Consider the following 16632-nt stretch of genomic DNA (forward strand, 5'->3'; position numbering starts at 1 on the left):
GCCGTGAAAGGGCGGTGTCCTGGACCACTAGACGAATGGGACGCTGTGTCTCGCCTCGTCGAGATGGCGCGTATAGTACTGACACGACGGGAAAGTGTCAAGCGCGGGAGTGGCCCGACGATCTAGCGTTAACGATCGAGCTGGAAAAAACGTCGTGTCTTGATGTCACAATGAGGTGCACGCACCTGGCGACGCAACCGAGGAGTAGAGGCCATGCGCAAGAAGGTAGAGAAGAGCGAGGCCGAATGGCGTGAACAGCTCACCCCCGAGCAGTATCACGTGACCCGAGAGAAAGGCACCGAACGCCCCTTCTCGGGCGACTACGGAACCACCGACGAACACGGCATCTATCACTGCGTGTGCTGCCACGCGCCGCTGTTCGAGAACGAGCACAAGTTCAACGCCGGTTGCGGCTGGCCGAGCTTCGACCGCCCCCTGGCCAGCGGCTGCGTGGAACAGCAGGCGGACTCCAGCCACGGCATGCAGCGCATCGAGGTGCTCTGCGCCCGCTGCGATGCCCACCTCGGCCACGTCTTCCCCGACGGCCCGCAGGAGACCACCGGCCAGCGCTACTGCATCAACTCGGTGGCCATCGACTTCCACCCCGGCGAATAGCGTCTTCCCCCACCCTGCAGCGGCCGGCCATCTGCTATGATGGTCGGCCGTTTCATTTAGTAGCAGGAGAGGGATGATGCTCGGCTGGTACCCGGGACACATGAACAAGGCGCGCCGGCAGATTCTCGAGGCGCTGCCGGAGATCGACGTGGTGATCGAGGTGCTCGACGCCCGTCTGCCCTACTCCAGCGCCAACCCCATGCTGGCGGAACTCACTCGCCACAAGCCGGTGCTCAAGATCCTCTCTCGGGCCGACCTGGCCGACCCGGTGCGCACCAAGGAATGGACGGCCCATTTCGACGCCCAGCCCGACACCCGGGCGCTGGCGGTGACCACCACCCAGTCGCGCGAGCTCAAGCGCATCCCCAAGCTGTGCCACGAGCTGGCCGGCCAGGTGCGCGCCGACCGCGACGTGCGGGTGATGGTCATGGGCATTCCCAACGTCGGCAAGTCGACGCTGATCAACGGCCTGGCCGGGCGCACCATCGCCAAGACCGGCAACGAGCCGGCGGTCACCAAGCGCCAGCAGAAGGTGCGCATCAACGGCCAGGTGGCGCTGATCGACACTCCTGGAGTGCTGTGGCCGAAGATCGAGGATCAGGCCAGCGCCTATCGACTGGCCGCCAGCGGGGCGATCCGCGACACCGCCATCGACTACGTCGACGTGGCCGTGGTGGCCGCCGCCGAGCTGGCCAAGCGCTATCCCGAGGCGTTCTCCGCCCGCTACAAGCTGAAGACGCTGCCTCCCTACGAGGGGCATCCGGACGCCGACCGGGTCGAGGCCGACGGCGACGCCCAGCTCGATCTGCTGGCCGAGACCGGCTTCGACGGCCACGCCCTGCTCTCCACCATCGCCAGCAAGCGCGGCGGCCTGCGCGCCGGCGGCGAGGTCGATCTACATCGCGGCGCCGAGGTCCTGCTCCACGAGCTGCGCGACGGCAAGCTCGGCCGCGTGACCCTCGAGACCCCGGACGACATTCCGGCGGCTCCGCCCGAGGAAGCCCCGGATGCCTCCGCCAGCGCCGACGACGAAGCGGCCGGCTGAGCCACACTGACGATTCTTCTTATCCCAAAGACGATCACCCCGCCGACCGGCGGCCCTGGACACCACTGGATTCGACCCCATGGACACTGCCTCGCTCAGGAAATCGCACAAGCTCGAAAACGTCTGCTACGACATCCGCGGCCCGGTGCTCGACCACGCCAAGCGCCTGGAAGAGGAAGGCCAGCGCATCCTCAAGCTGAACATCGGCAACCCCGCGCCGTTCGGCTTCGAGGCCCCGGAGGAGATCCTCCAGGACGTGATGCGCAACCTGCCCACCGCACAGGGCTACTGCGATTCCAAGGGGCTCTACTCGGCGCGCAAGGCGATCATGCAGGAGTGCCAGCGCAAGGGCATTCCCGGCGTCGGCGTCGAGGACGTGTTCGTCGGCAACGGGGTCTCCGAGCTGATCACCATCTCACTCCAGGCGCTGCTCAACGACGGCGACGAGGTGCTGATCCCGGCACCGGACTATCCGCTGTGGACGGCCGCCACCAATCTCTCTGGCGGCCGCGCCGTGCACTACCTGTGCGACGAGCAGGCCGACTGGGCACCGGATCTCGACGACATCCGCAAGAAGGTCACGGAACACACCCGGGCCATCGTCATCATCAATCCCAACAACCCCACCGGCGCCGTCTATCCGCCGGAGGTGGTTCGCGAGCTGCTGGCGATCGCCCACGAGCACAACCTGGTGGTGTTCTCCGACGAGATCTACGACAAGATCCTCTACGACGGCACCGAGCACGTCTCCACCGGCTCCCTGGCCGGCGACGACCAGCTGGTGGTGACCATGAACGGGCTGTCCAAGAGCTATCGCTGCGCCGGTTTCCGCAGCGGCTGGATGACGCTGTCGGGCAGCATCGCCAAGCAGCGCGCCCAGGACTACATCCAGGGCCTCAACATGCTGGCCTCGATGCGCCTGTGCGCCAACGTGCCGGCCCAGCACGCCATCCAGACCGCGCTGGGCGGCTATCAGTCGATCAACGACCTCGTACTGCCCGGCGGCCGGCTGCTGGCCCAGCGCGACATCACGCACGAAAAGCTGAACGCCATTCCCGGCGTGTCCTGCACCAAGGCCAAGGGCGCGCTCTACGCTTTCCCGCGCCTCGACCCCAAGGTGTTCAACATCCAGGACGACCAGCAGCTGGTGCTCGACCTGCTGCTGCAGGAGAAGATCCTGCTGGTGCAGGGCACGGCCTTCAACTGGCCCGAGCCGGACCACGTGCGCATCGTCACCCTGCCCTGGGCCGAGCAGCTCGACGACGCCCTGGATCGCTTCGCGCGGTTCCTGTCGCGCTACCGCCAGTGACCCCGTCTCGCCATCGTCGATGAGCCCACGGCGACGCTGCGCTTGAAACCCTCGACGAAAGTCCGTATCTAAGCAGATGCTTCTACTCGCCGCGCCCACCCGGGCGCGGCGCCTGCACGACAACCCTCATGGGAGAGTTCCGGCAATGATGAGAATCCTGCTGTTCCTGGGCACCAACCTGGCGGTGATCCTGGTGGCCAGCATCACCCTGCGACTGCTCGGCGTGGAGCCCTACCTCACCGCCCAGGGCATCAACTTCAACAGCCTGCTGATCTTCTGCTTCATCTTCGGCATGGCCGGCTCCATGGTGTCGCTGTTCATCTCCAAGTGGATGGCCAAGCGCAGCACCGGCACGGTGATCATCGAGCAGCCCTCCAACAGCACCGAGCAGTGGCTGCTGGACACCGTGGGCGAGCTGGCCCGCGAGGCCGGCATCAAGATGCCGGAAGTGGGCATCTTCCCCGCCGAGCAGTCCAACGCCTTTGCCACCGGCTGGAACAAGGACGACGCCCTGGTGGCGGTCTCCGCCGGCCTGCTCAACCGCATGCGCCCGGAAGAGGTGCGCGCGGTGCTGGCCCACGAGATCGGCCACGTGGCCAACGGCGACATGGTGACCCTGGCGCTGGTTCAGGGCGTGCTGAATACCTTCGTGATGTTCTTCGCCCGCGTGGTGGCCCAGCTGGTCGACAGCTTCCTGCGCAAGGATGACAACGAAGGCCTGGGCTTCTTCGGCTACTTCGCGGTGGTGATCGTCGCCGAAATCGTGTTCGGCCTGATCGCCTCGGCCATCGTCGCCTGGTTCTCGCGCTTCCGCGAGTACCGCGCCGACGCCGCGGGCGCCAGGCTGGCCGGCAGCGGCGCCATGATCAATGCCCTGGGCCGGCTCAAGGCCGAGACCCAGATGGCCGACCAGATGCCGGATACCCTGACCGCGTTCGCCATCACCACCGGCCAGACCCGCAAGCTGATGGAGCGGCTGTTCGCCAGCCACCCACCCCTGGATGATCGCATTCGTGCGCTCAAGGAAGCGGCCTACCGGCAATAACGCCTCCAGCAGCAGCCACCCGCCGCTGCTCTCTATGTCGGCCGCATCCGCGCGCTCAAGGAAGCGGCCTACCGGCAGTAATCCTTACCAGCCCATCGAAACGCAGAAGGCCCGCCATTGGCGGGCCTTCTGCCGTCTGCGGCATCGCTCGCGACTAATCCACATTCGTGACCCGGAAGCCGGCGGCCGCAAGCGGCGCGGCCAGGACCTCGGCCGCCGGGCGCAGCTCGACGGCCAGGGTCGAGAACTCCCGGCGCAGCGGGTAATTCGCGCGGCAGTCGTCGAAGCCGACCGCCATGCCCTGGCGGCGGCTCTCCCGGTGCAGGGCGTCGTGGTCACGGCGCACGTCATAGACCGCGCGCATGCACAGCCGCAGCGCCTCCTCCAGCGACAGGCCGCCGTCGAGGGTCAGCGAGGCCAGCGGCGGCGCCGGGTACAGATCCGCCAGGGTCAACCGCGCCGGCAGGCCGAAGCGCTGGGTCAGCGCCTGATAGATGGCGTGGGTGCCGCGCAGCTTGCCGTCGCGGCTGTGGCCGGCGATATGCGGCGTGGCGATCGCCGCCAGGTCGCACAGCGCGGCGTCGATGCCGGGCTCGTGCTCCCAGACATCGAGCAGCGCGGTGATGTCGCCCTGCCCCGAGAGCCGCGAGCGCAGCGCCTGGCCGTCCAGGCAGTCGCCCCGCCCGGCGTTGAGCACGACGGTGCCCGGCGCCAGCTCGGCGATGCGACGGGCATCGAGCAGGTGCCGGGTGGCGTGGCGGCCGTCGCGCACCAGCGGCGTGTGCAGGCACAGCACGTCGCAGGCATCGATCAGCGCGTCCAGCTCATGGAAGCCATCGTCGCCTTCTGCCTCGGCGCGGGGCGGGTCGCACGCCAGGCAGGCGATGCCCATGGCCTCCAGTCGCGCGCGCAGTCGGCCGCCGACGTTGCCGACCCCGACGATACCGACCGTGCGCTCGAGCAGCGAGAAGCCCTGACGCTCGGCCAGGGTCGCGAGACTCGTCAGCACGTAGTCGACCACCGCCTCGGCGTTGCAGCCCGGGGCGCTGGCGAAGCCGATGTCGCGCGCGGCCAGCGCCGCCTGGTCGACGTGGTCGGTGCCGATGGTGCAGGTGCCGACGAAGCGCAGCCGGGAGCCGGCCACCAGGGCCTCGTCGACGCGGGTGATGGAGCGCACCACCAGCGCATCGGCGTCGCGCACCGTGTCGGCATCGATCTCGCGGCCGGGCACCCGGACCACCTCGCCCAGCGGCCCGAAACAGGTCTCCGCGGCCGGCACGTTGGCATCGACGACGATTCTCATGGGTCCTTCCTCCCGCTTGACTTGTCCATGGAACACAAGGCCTTACAATACGGGTCATGTTACACGAGCGGCGCGCGTCGCGCCGCCGCCGACCTCGGGAGTCGCCGTGATCGTCCGCTGGGAAACCGACCATGACTATGTGCTGGTACATGTCCATCAGGACATGTTCGGCGACTGGATCTTCAGCCGCGCCTGGGGCCAGATCGGCACCCAGTTCGGCGGACTCAAGCATCGGCTCGCCGACGACCACGGCCAGGCCATGATGTGGCTCGAGGACGAGGCCACCATCCAGGCCTCGCGCGGCTTCCACAAGGTGCTGGAAGCCGACGACCACAGCCCGGAAGGGCGCGATGCGGTGAATCAGCTGTCGCTGCTCGACCAGCTCTGACCCTTCCCTGAACCTCGGCTCGCCCCTCAGCGCCTATCCGAGATAGCGACGCCCCCGGCGCCTGACCGCGCCACCCGGCTCCGACGGTGCATCGGCTTCTCCCTGCATCGCCTGCCAGGCGCTGTCGTCCAGCCAGCCCCGCGCAGCCAGCCACTCGGCCAGCCGCGCCGGGGAGGCGGCGCCTTCCAGCGCCGCCCCTGCCTCGTCCACCAGCACCGGAATGCGCTCACCGAAGCGCGCCAGCAGCGCCTCGTCCTCGCTGATCTCGACCCGCGTCAGGCGAACCTCGACGCCGGCCAGGCGCGAAAGCCCGGCCTCCAGCGTCTCGCACAGATGGCAGCCGAGCGTGGTGTAGAGCGTCAGATGGATCATGACGCGGCGACCCCCTCCTTGTGGCGGATCAGGAAGACGTGGTGCAGGTCCGGGCGCCGGGTGCCGAATAGAGAGCGGGTCGAAGGTCTCATGACGTTTGCCCTTCCTCACGATGACGAATCAGGAAGACGTGATGCAGGTCCGGGCGCCGGGTGCCGAGTAGAGAGCGGGTCGAAGGTCTCATGACGTTTGCTCTTCCTCGCGGTGACGAATCAGGAAGACATGGTGCAGGTCCGGGCGCCTCGAGAAGTCCGGATCGAAGGTCTTCGCCGAGATCTCCTCCACCGCGTAGGCCTCGGCCAGCTCGGCATCGAGCTTGAAGCGGCGCTGGTTGTTGGAGAACACCAGGGTGCCGCCGGGCGCCAGACGCGCCATGGCCAGGCGCACCAGCCGGCCGTGGTCGCGCTGCACGTCCAGGGTGTCGGCCATCTTCTTCGAGTTCGAGAAGGTCGGCGGGTCCATGAAGATCAGGTCGAAGTGGACGCCGGCGGTCTCCAGCCACTGGAAGCAGTCGTCACGGACCACGCGGTGGCGCGAGGGATCGAGCCGGTTCAGGGCGAAGTTGTCGCGGGCCCAGTCGAGGTAGGTGTTCGACAGATCCACGCTGACGCTGTCCGAGGCGCCGCCGAGGGCCGCCTGCACGGTGGCCGTGGCGGTGTAGCAGAACAGGTTCAGGAAGCGCTTGCCCCGTGCCATCTCGCCGAGCATGCGCCGCACCGGACGATGATCGAGGAACAGCCCGGTGTCGAGGTAGTCGCGCAGGTTCACCCATACCCGGGCCGCCCCTTCCCGGACCTCGAAGCGCTCGCCGCTGGCGGCCTGCTTCTGGTACTGGGCGCGCCCGCTCTGGCGCTCGCGGCGCTTGACCACCACCCGGCTGGCATCGACCTCCAGCTCCTCCGGAATCACCGCCAGCGCCTCGAACAGGCGTTTCTGGGCCTGACCGGCATCGATCGACTTCGGCGGCGCGTACTCCTGCACGTGCACGTGGTCGCCGTAGACGTCGATGGCCAGGGCATATTCCGGCATGTCGGCGTCATACAGCCGGTAGCAGGTCTCGCCGGAGCGCTTGAGCCACTTCTTCAGCCGCTTGCGGTTCTTGGTCAGGCGATTGGCGAACATCTGCGCGCCCTCGGAGCGCGGCGGCGGAGCGGACGCAGCGGGCTCGCCCTTGCCAGCGTCCTGGGCATCCTCCGGCACGTCCATCAGCAGCAGCTTGGCGTCCAGCGGGCCGTTCTTCAGCGAATACTGCTTGTGGGCACGCAGCCCGGTGCGATGGCCGAGGTCGGGGTTGCCGGTGAACAGCGCCAGGCGCCAGCCCGGGAAGGCCTGGCGCGCCCGCTCGCCGAGATCGGCGTAGAGGCCGACCAGCTCCGGCAGCTCGCCGAGCCGCTCGCCGTAGGGCGGGTTGGTGATCACGAGGCCCTTCGCCTCGGGGTCGAAATCCTCGGGGCGCTTGAGCTCGGTGAGGCTGGCGCCCTTCAGGGTGATCAGCGCCGGAATGCCGGCGCGCATGGCGTTGGCCTTGGCCGACGACAGCGCCGGCGGACTCTGGTCGAAGCCGTGGATCCGGCAGCGGCAGCGCTTGCGGCCGATACTGGCCCGGGCCTCGGCCTCGCGCTTGACCTCCTGCCAGCAGGCCTTCTCATGGCCGGCCCAGCCCTGGAAACCGAAGCGCTCGCGGTTGAGGTTGGGCGCCATGTCGGCGGCCATCATCGCCGCCTCGATCAGCAGGGTGCCGGCGCCGCACAGCGGGTCGACCAGCGGCTGGCCCTCGCGGGCCCGCTCGGGCCAGCCGGCGCGGATCAGCAGCGCGGCGGCCAGGTTCTCCTTGAGCGGCGCGTGGCCCACGTCGCGGCGATAGCCTCGCCGGTGCAGGCTGTCACCGGCGAAGTCGATGCCCAGGGTCAGCCGACCGCGATGCAGATGAGCGTAGAGACGCAGATCCGGCTGGCGGGTGTCGACGTTCGGCCGCGGCAGACCGTCGGCCTGCAGGCGATCGACCACGCCGTCCTTGACGGTCTGGGCGCCGAAGCGGGTGTGGCGAATCTCGGTGGAGCGGCCATGGAAGTCCACCGCCAGGGTGGCGCCACGCGGCAGGTGCTCGCCCCAGGCCACGCCGGCCGTGGCCGCGCGCAGCTGGTCGGGGGTCTCGATGCCCTCCTCGCGCACCAGGCACAGCACCACCCGGTTGGCCAGCCGCGACCACAGGCAGGCCCGGTAGGCCGTCTCGAGGTCGGCCTGGAAGTGCACCCCGGCCAGGGTCGTCTTGCCGGGCGTGGCGCCCAGTGCGGCCAGCTCGTCGGACACCAGCAGTTCCAGCCCCTTGGGACAGGTGGCGAGGAAGGCCAGGGAGTCGGTAGCTCGTCGTTCGGTCATGAGAAATCCATCGGGTGGCATCAGGCCCGCCACGCCCGCGTGACGCCTGAATGTACGCTTTGTTACAAATCACCTGTCGACGGCATCGACCAGGTTGCGCTATGAATGAATTGGTAGCTACCAGACAACGCATGCATTCCTGTCATGAGGGCAAGGACCTGTCGGCGCGATTCGCTGACGCGCCATTTTCGACGCCCTCGCTTAACGGGTGCGACGCCTGTGCGTCGTATGCCATCGGTGCCTTTCGCAAGAGGTAGTCCAATGAAACGACAGAAACGTGATCGCTTCCAGCGTGCCTATGTTCACGGGTACAAGGCGGGTGTCTCAGGTCGTTCCCGCGATGACTGTCCGAATCAGGATATCAATCTACGCGAGTACTGGATGAGCGGTTGGCGTGAAGGTCGTGGAGACCAGTGGTCCGGCATGACGGGCATCTCCGGTATTCACAAGAACCCCATGGTGATCTGACCTCCATTCGAGCGGATCGCCGTTCGTTACCCTGACGAACCTCACAAGCCCACGCCTCGCGTGGGCTTTTTAGTGCGCCTCGATCCGCCGGGCTCAGCGACGCCAGCCGCGCAGCGCCCGGGCGCACTCCCCGACCAGCCCCGGCCCGCGATAGATGAAGCCGGAATACAGCTGCACCAGATCCGCGCCCGCCTCGCGCTTGACCATCGCCGCCTCGCCGCTGTCGATGCCGCCCACGCCGATGATCGGCAGCTCCGGCAGGTGCCGACGCAGCTCGCGAATCACGGTGTTGGAGGCCTCGAACACCGGCCGCCCCGACAGCCCACCCTGCTCGTCGCCGTGGACGAGTCCTGCCACCGCTTCTCGCGCGATGGTGGTATTGGTGGCGATCACCGCATCGATGCGATTGGCCTCGAGGCTGCGCGCCACAAGGCCCACCTCCTCGGCCTCCATGTCCGGCGCGATCTTGACCGCCAGGGGCACGCGCCGCCCGCTGTCGCGGTCGAGTCGGTCGCCCGCCTCGCGCAGGGTGCCGAGCAGCTCGTCCAGATGCTCGCCGAACTGCAGGTTGCGAAGCCCCGGGGTGTTCGGCGACGAGATGTTCACGGTGATGTAGTGGGCGTGGGCATGCACCTTGTTCAGGCAGTGGAGGTAGTCGTCCACCGCCTGCTCCACCGGCGTGGTCAGGTTCTTGCCGATGTTGATGCCGATCACGCCCTGATAACGGCTGGCCTTCACGTTGGCGATCAGGTGGTCGACGCCGGCGTTGTTGAAGCCCATGCGGTTGATGATGGCGCCGGCCTCGGGCAGGCGGAACAGCCGCGGCTTCGGATTGCCGTCCTGGGGCCTGGGCGTCACGGTGCCGACCTCGACGAAACCGAAGCCGAGCGCGCCCAGGGCGTCCAGATGGTCGGCGTTCTTGTCGAGCCCGGCGGCCAGGCCCACCCGATTGGGGAAACTCAGCCCCATCAGCTCCACCGGATCATCGACGCGCTCGCCCAGGGTCTTCGCCAGGCCGAGGCGGTCGGCCAGGTCCAGCCCCGACAGCGCCAGGCCATGGGCCTTCTCGGCATCGAGACGGAACAGCAGCGAACGGGCGAGGGAATACATGGCGACTCCTGGGACGGCGGCGGAAAATCGGGGCGCGAGTATAGCGCAGCCGCATCGCCACGACGAACTCGGAAACCAACGACCGCCCGGCACTTCTTGTATGATTCACTGACCGGACATCGGAATGTCCGCGACAGAACAGACCGCTGGGGCCATCGCCCCGCCAGGGAGACGCCATGACCGAAACCACCGAGACGCTGGAACACCGCCTGTCGCGCATTCACCTGGCGCTGGAGAAGGAACACCTGGAGTGGGTCGACGACGTGATCGCCGACCTGGAACCTGCCGAGGTCGCCCTGCTGCTGGAGTCGCTGCCGCTCGATGCGCGCATCCGGCTGTGGGAGCGCGTGCCCCAGGAGGTCGACGGCGAGGTACTGCTGCACGTCCACGACGAGGCGCGCAGTACCCTGATCGAGGACATGGACCACGCCGAGATCGTCGCCGCTACCGCCGGGCTCGATACCGCCGATCTGGCCGAGCTGTTCGAGGACCTGCCACAGCAGGTCGCCGAGGACATGCTGCGCTCCATGGACGAGCTGCAGCGTGCGCGCCTGCAGGAGACCCTGGCCTTCGAGGAGGACTCGGCCGGGCGCCTGATGCGTACCGACACCATCGCCGTGCGTGCCGACGTCAGCCTGGAGACGGTACAGCGCTTCCTGCGCTGGAAGCAGGAGGTGCCCGACAATACCGACAGCCTGATGGTGGTCGACCGCAACGGCCTGTTCATGGGCATGCTGCCGCTGGCCCGGCTGGTGGCCAGCGATCAGGAGCAGGCCGTGGCCGACCTGATGGACAGCGACGTGGACAGCATCCAGGTGACCATGAAGGCCCAGGACGTCGCCACCCTGTTCCAGACCCACGACCTGGTCTCGGCGCCGGTGGTCGATGCCCGCGGCCTGCTGCTTGGCCGCATCGTGATCGACGACATCGTCGACGTGATTCGAGAGCAGTCCGAGCAGGCGCTGATGAACATGGCCGGCCTCGACGAGGAAGAGGACCTGTTCGCTCCAGTGCTGCCCAGCGCCAAACGCCGTGCCGTTTGGCTCGGCATCAACCTGCTGACCGCCTTCCTGGCCGCCTGGGTGATCGGCCGCTTCGAGGCGGCGCTGGATCAGCTGGTGGCACTGGCCGTGCTGATGCCGATCGTCGCCAGCATGGGCGGCATCGCCGGCAGTCAGACCCTGACGCTGGCGATTCGAGGCCTGGCCCTCGGCCAGATCAGCCGCACCAACAGCAATTGGCTGCTGCGCAAGGAGGTCGGCATCGCGGTGCTCAACGGCGTGCTGTGGGCGCTGGTGGTGGCGGTACTGGCGATCGTCTGGTTCGGCAGCGTCGGCATCGGCATCATCATCGCCGCCGCCCTGGTGATCAACATGCTGGCCGCCGGCGTCGCCGGCATCGTCATCCCGCTGATGCTCAAGCGCTTCGGCATCGACCCGGCCCTGTCCGGCTCGGTGGTGCTGACCACGGTCACCGACGTGGTGGGCTTCATGTCCTTCCTGGGCCTGGCCACGCTGTTCCTGCTCTGATCCGCCGCTCCCCGGCCCAGAACGACGAAATCCCGCCTTCGAGGCGGGATTTCGCGTTCAACAGAGCCGGGCCGGCGGATCAGCCCTCGCTGTTGCTCTCGGCCAGGTCCACCAGCTCGCGGACCGCCACGGCAAACAGCGGGAAGCCACCCTGACTGCCGCTGCCGACCTCCTCGAGCAGGCGGCCCCAGCGCTGGTGCATGCTCTCGTGGAGCGACAGCCAGCGCTCGACGCGCTCGGCGCTCTCGCGCGGCCCGCCTTCCATGCTCAGCACGCTCGAGGTCAGTGCCAGCTGCTGACGCTCGATGTCGTCGCGGAAGGTCTCCCGCGCCTTGACCTCCCAGCCGTCGCTGACCTCGAGGCGGGTGACCTGCTGCAGCAGCCAGGGCAGCTCGAGGCGCGCACCGATCTCGTAGAAGACCTCGGCGACCCGCTGCGGCTTGTCGTCGTTCTGGCGAGCGGCATGAATGATGCCCAGCGCCGCGTAGAGACTGTCGGCCGCGGCGACCGTGGCGGCCAGGGCCTCCGGCACGCCGGCCTCGGCCAGCTCCTGACGCCGCGCCTCCCACTGGGCCTTCTCCTCGCCGCGCAGGCGCTTGCCGATGCCTTCCTGCAGCTGGGCCAGGCGCGGACCGAAGTAGTCGATGGCGTCGCGGGTGCTCAGGCTGCTGCGATGACGCAGGAACCAGCGGGTGGAACGACGCAGCATACGCATCAGGTCGAGCATCATCGCGTACTGGACATCCGTCGCGATCTTGTTGTCCAGCGCCTCGAGCTGCTCCCACAGTTTGGGCAGCTGGAAACTGTCACGGGCGATGACGTAGGCCCGGGCGATGTCGGCACGGCCTGCCCCGGTGGAGTCCATCAGCCGGCGCATGAACACCACGCCCATGTGATCGATGATGTCGTTGGCCAGCTGGGTGGCGACGATCTCGCGCTTCAGGCGGTGGTCGTACATCTCGTCGCGATAGCGCTCGGCCAGCATCGACGGGAAGACGCGCTCCACGTAGCGGATGATGGTCGGGTCGTCGGGCACGTCGGAGGCGATCAGGTCGCCCTTGAGCACGCTCTTGGCATAGGAGATCAGCACCGACAGCTCGGGCAGCGTCATGCCCTGCGCCTGGTGTGCCCGCTCCTGAAGCTCCTCGTCGCTGGGCAGGAATTCCAGCTCGCGATCGATCTGACCGGCCGCTTCCAGCTCGCTGATGAAACGGCGGAAGGGGCCGATCCCCTCCCGGGAAAGCCGCTCGGCGAGATCGAGGGCCTGAGTCTGACGATAGTTGTCGAGCAGCACCAGCTCGCTGACTTCGTCGGTCATGTCGGCGAGCAGACGGTTGCGCTGCTTCTCGGTCATGTCGCCGCGGGAGACCACCTCGTCGATGAGGATCTTGATGTTGACCTCATGGTCGGAGCAGTTGACGCCGCCGGCGTTGTCGATGAAGTCGGTGTAGACCCGCACGCCCTTGGCCGCGGCTTCCATGCGTCCTCGCTGGGTCAGGCCGAGGTTGCCGCCCTCGCCCACCACCCGGCAGTTGAGCTCGCGCCCGTCGACGCGCAGGGCGTCGTTGGCCTTGTCACCGACCTGAGCGTGGCTCTCGGCGCTGCCCTTGACGTAGGTGCCGATGCCGCCGTTCCAGATCAGGTCGACCTGGGAGACCAGCATGGCGCGGATCAGCTCGTTGGGTGACAGCCTGTCCTCGCGGATGCCGAAGGCCTTCTTCATCTGCGGCGTGATGGTGATCGACTTGGCGCTGCGCTGGAACACGCCGCCGCCCTCGGAGATCACGCTCTGGTCGTAGTCCTCCCAGCTCGAACGGGGCTGCTCGAACAGGCGCTTGCGCTCGGCGAAGCTGGCCGCGGCGTCCGGGGTCGGGTCGACGAAGATGTGCAGGTGGTTGAAGGCGCCCATCAGCCGGATCTTGTCGGACAGCAGCATGCCGTTGCCGAACACGTCGCCGGCCATGTCGCCGACGCCGACCACGCTGAACTCGTCTTCCTGGGTATTGATGCCCAGCCCGCGGAAGTGGCGCTTGACCGATTCCCAGGCGCCCTTGGCGGTGATGCCCATCTTCTTGTGGTCGTAACCGTGGGCGCCGCCGGAGGCGAAGGCATCGCCCAGCCAGTGACCGTACTCGACGGAGATCTCGTTGGCGATGTCGGAGAAGGTCGCCGTGCCCTTGTCGGCGGCCACCACCAGGTAGGCGTCGTCGTCGTCGTGGCGCACCACGCACTCGGGCGGCACCACCTCGCCGCCGACCAGGTTGTCGGTGACGTCGAGCAGCGCACGGATGAAGATCTGATAGCAGGCGATGCCTTCCTTCTGCACGGTCTCGCGGTCCGCGCCTTCCGGCATGCGCTTGCAGACGAAGCCACCCTTGGCCCCTACCGGCACGATCACCGCGTTCTTGACCTGCTGCGCCTTGACCAGGCCCAGCACCTCGGTGCGGAAGTCCTCCCGACGGTCGGACCAGCGCAGCCCGCCGCGGGCGACCTTGCCGCCACGCAGATGCACGCCCTCGACCCGCGGCGAGCAGACGAAGATCTCGAAGGCCGGGCGCGGCTTGGGCATGCCGGTGACCCTGGAGGGCTCGAGCTTCAGGGCGATGTAGTCCTTGAAGCCGCCGTCCTCGGTGCGCTGATAGTAATTGGTGCGCAGGGTCGCCTGGATCAGCTCCATGTAGCGACGCAGCATGCGGTCGTCGTTGAGGCTCGGCACCTCCTCGAGCAGCGCCAGGATGCGCGCCTCGCAGTCGGCGATGTCGCCGCCCTCGGGACGATCGGCCGGATCGAAGCGCAGCTCGAACAGGCTGACCAGCTCGCGGGTGATCTCGGGATGGTTCACCAGGGTGGTGGCGATGTAGTTCTGCGACATGCCGAAGCGGATCTGCTTCAGGTAGCGCGCGTAGGCACGCAGCATCGCCACTTCCCGCCAGTCCAGGTTGGCGCCGATGATCAGCCGGTTGAAGGGATCATTGTCGGCCTCGCCGGTCCAGATGCGCTGGAAGGCCTCGATGAACGGCTCGCGCATCTCCTGCAGATTCACCTCCACGCTGGTGTGATGCTCCAGGGTGAAATCATGAATCCAGTAGTCGCGATCGGTGGCACCGACCTCGTAGGGCCGCTCACCGAGCACCCGCAGGCCCAGGTTCTCCATCATCGGCAGCACATCGGAGAGGGGGATCGAGGTGTCGGGATGGAACAGCTTGAGATTGACGCCGCTGCCCTCTTCCTCGATCAGGCGGTACAGCGACAGCGCCAGGGGCGCGCCGTCGTCGAGCTCCCCGAGATGCTGCAGGTCGTAGACTGCGGTGCGAGCGCTGAAGTCGTCGCGGTAGCTGGCCGGGAAGGCGTCGCGGAAGCGGCCCATCAGCTGGTTGGCATGCTCCTCGCCGAAGCCCTCGATGGCGGCGTTGAGCAGGTCGTCGCGCCAGTTGCGCGCCAGCTTGACCAGCTTGTCCTCGAGGCGCCGGATGTCGTAGTCCGCCGGGCCGTCACCGTTGAAGCGCAGGATGAACTGGATGCGCGCCAGCACCGACTCGGAGAGATAGGTGTTGAAGTCGCCGAAGGTGGCGTCGAGTTCCTCGCACAGCAGCTCCTGCAGGCGCAGGCGCAGCTCGGTGGAGAAGACGTCGCGCGGCACGAACACCAGGCAGGAGAAGAACTTGCCGAAGCGGTCCTCGCGGATGAACAGCCTCACCCGGCGCCGCTCACGGATGTCCAGGATGCCCAGCGCGGTCTGCGCCAGCTCGTCGACGTCGATCTGGAACAGGTCGTCGCGGGGATAGACCTCGAGGATCTGCAGCAGCTGCTTGCCGTTGTGGGCCTTGGGATTGAAGCCGGAGATCTCCATCACCGAGCGCAGCTTGCGCCGCAGGATCGGCACGTGGCGCGGCGAATCGTTGTAGACGGTGGCGGTGAACAGCCCCAGGAACCGCCGCTCGCCGACGATGTTGCCCTGCTCGTCGTAGCGGTCGATGGAGATGTAGTCCGGGTAGGTCGGCCGGTGGATGCGCGCATGATGGGCGCTCTTGGCGAACGACAGCAGCTGGGGGACCAGCACGAAGCGGTCGCCCTCGACGCCCAGGTCGGTGCGAATGCGTTCGCGGTAGCGCGGCTGGTCGAGGCGGAACACGCCGAGTTCACTGTCCTCGACCTTGTCCAGGCGCTGCCGGCTGCCGTCTTCGAGAACCTCGTACTCGTCGTAGCCGAAGAAGGTGAAGTTGTCCTCGAGCAACCATTCGAGGAAGGCGATCGCCTCGCGATGATCCTCGGCTTCGACCTGCTCGGGGCAGCCGGTCTCGAGTTCGGCGATGGCCTCGCGGACCTTCTCGCGCATGGGGTCGAAGTCGGCCACGGCGGTGCGCACGTCGCCCAGCACCTCATGCAGGCTGGCCTCGATCTCTTCCAGCTCGGCCACGTCGGAGTGGCGGTCGACCTCGATGGCGATCAGCGATTCGCGGGTCTCAGGAGCGCCGGACGCACCAGGGTCGCTGACGCGGCAAAGGCGATGATCGGCGTCGCGCTCCACCGCCAGCACGGCGTTGTGGATGGCGTGCACGGTCATGCCGCGACGGTTGAGCTCCACGCGCACCGAATCGACGAGGAACGGCATGTCCTCGTGCAGCACGGCGATGAAGGTATGGGTGGACTGCCAGCCGTGCTCCTCGAAGTCCGGGTTGAAGACCCGCACCTTGGGGGCGTCGGCATCGAACTGCTGGATGAAGTGCCACACCGAGAGGGTCGCGCCGTAGAGGTCGTCAAGGCGTCGGTCGGCGAGATCCTCCAGAGGCACCGCCGCATAAAAGTGCCGGGCGAAGGCCTCGACCGACGCGGCCTTGTCCTGTTCCAGACGGCTCTGCAGCCGTTCCTCGAGCTGCTTGAGGAGGTCCTGACGGCCCTCCTCGTGTGCGACTTGTAGCATCCATCACCTCGACTGCCAGCGGCCGCCTCGTGCGGCCGGATCATTGGACCGAATCGCCGGGCCCGGCCTCGACCAAAGCCCCGCATTGCCAACAGCTTACGCGTTCGACACCGATCACCCCAGCCACATGCCGCTTTCCTCATGACCA

At 67.5% G+C, this 16632-nt stretch carries 12 protein-coding genes; 7 read left to right on the plus strand and 5 right to left on the minus strand.

From position 1 onward, the window contains the following. The first annotated feature begins 213 nt into the window (after nucleotides 1-213). The 4 genes from msrB (at nucleotide 214) to htpX (ending at nucleotide 4014) form a co-directional block, all read left to right on the plus strand. Entirely contained in the window at nucleotides 214-615 is a 402-nt protein-coding gene (msrB, locus tag C9J49_RS02695; protein ID WP_035595307.1) for a peptide-methionine (R)-S-oxide reductase MsrB, read from the plus strand. 76 nt (nucleotides 616-691) lie between these two features. Next, the gene (ylqF, locus tag C9J49_RS02700) at nucleotides 692-1660 is read left to right on the plus strand and encodes a ribosome biogenesis GTPase YlqF (RefSeq protein WP_107180907.1); all 969 of its coding nucleotides are present in this window, start codon (nucleotides 692-694) and stop codon (nucleotides 1658-1660) included. A 79-nt stretch (nucleotides 1661-1739) separates the two neighbouring features. Beyond that, nucleotides 1740-2969 (plus strand): pyridoxal phosphate-dependent aminotransferase, encoded by a 1230-nt coding sequence (locus C9J49_RS02705; protein WP_107180843.1) that lies wholly within the window; start codon nucleotides 1740-1742, stop codon nucleotides 2967-2969. A gap of 145 nt (nucleotides 2970-3114) precedes the next feature. After that, nucleotides 3115-4014: a protease HtpX gene (gene htpX, locus C9J49_RS02710; RefSeq protein ID WP_046080087.1), complete on the plus strand. Its 900-nt coding sequence runs from the start codon at nucleotides 3115-3117 to the stop codon at nucleotides 4012-4014. Between the two features lie 154 nt (nucleotides 4015-4168). Here htpX and pdxB read toward each other — a convergent pair whose 3' ends face one another. Further along, nucleotides 4169-5317 (minus strand): 4-phosphoerythronate dehydrogenase PdxB, encoded by a 1149-nt coding sequence (pdxB, locus tag C9J49_RS02715; protein WP_107180844.1) that lies wholly within the window; start codon nucleotides 5315-5317, stop codon nucleotides 4169-4171. A gap of 106 nt (nucleotides 5318-5423) precedes the next feature. Here pdxB and C9J49_RS02720 point away from each other — a divergent pair, with 106 nt between their 5' ends. Further along, a complete protein-coding gene (locus C9J49_RS02720) occupies nucleotides 5424-5705 on the plus strand; it encodes a hypothetical protein (RefSeq protein WP_046080085.1) in 282 nt (93 codons plus the stop codon). 33 nt (nucleotides 5706-5738) lie between these two features. Here the strand turns inward: C9J49_RS02720 and C9J49_RS02725 are convergent, their stop codons facing one another. Both C9J49_RS02725 and rlmKL read right to left on the minus strand, forming a co-directional pair. Continuing rightward, nucleotides 5739-6077, minus strand: coding sequence for a glutaredoxin family protein (locus tag C9J49_RS02725; protein ID WP_107180845.1), 339 nt, complete (start codon nucleotides 6075-6077; stop codon nucleotides 5739-5741). 180 nt (nucleotides 6078-6257) lie between these two features. Further along, entirely contained in the window at nucleotides 6258-8456 is a 2199-nt protein-coding gene (gene rlmKL, locus C9J49_RS02730) for a bifunctional 23S rRNA (guanine(2069)-N(7))-methyltransferase RlmK/23S rRNA (guanine(2445)-N(2))-methyltransferase RlmL (RefSeq protein WP_107180846.1), read from the minus strand. Nucleotides 8457-8717: 261 nt separating this feature from the next. Between rlmKL and rmf the strand changes: the two genes are divergently transcribed. Continuing rightward, nucleotides 8718-8924: a ribosome modulation factor gene (rmf, locus tag C9J49_RS02735; protein ID WP_081945816.1), complete on the plus strand. Its 207-nt coding sequence runs from the start codon at nucleotides 8718-8720 to the stop codon at nucleotides 8922-8924. 93 nt (nucleotides 8925-9017) lie between these two features. Here the strand turns inward: rmf and C9J49_RS02740 are convergent, their stop codons facing one another. Next, a complete protein-coding gene (locus tag C9J49_RS02740; protein ID WP_107180847.1) occupies nucleotides 9018-10034 on the minus strand; it encodes a quinone-dependent dihydroorotate dehydrogenase in 1017 nt (338 codons plus the stop codon). A gap of 176 nt (nucleotides 10035-10210) precedes the next feature. On the opposite strand from C9J49_RS02740, the gene mgtE reads away from it, so the two are divergent. Next, nucleotides 10211-11563, plus strand: a complete 1353-nt coding sequence (mgtE, locus tag C9J49_RS02745) for a magnesium transporter (RefSeq protein ID WP_107180848.1) — start codon at nucleotides 10211-10213, stop codon at nucleotides 11561-11563. Nucleotides 11564-11642: 79 nt separating this feature from the next. On the opposite strand, the gene C9J49_RS02750 is transcribed toward mgtE, so the two are convergent. Continuing rightward, nucleotides 11643-16484 (minus strand): NAD-glutamate dehydrogenase, encoded by a 4842-nt coding sequence (locus C9J49_RS02750; RefSeq protein WP_107180849.1) that lies wholly within the window; start codon nucleotides 16482-16484, stop codon nucleotides 11643-11645. Nucleotides 16485-16632 lie beyond the last annotated feature (148 nt).

Source organism: Halomonas sp. SL1, from assembly GCF_003030865.2.
Lineage (GTDB): Bacteria > Pseudomonadota > Gammaproteobacteria > Pseudomonadales > Halomonadaceae > Halomonas > Halomonas halophila.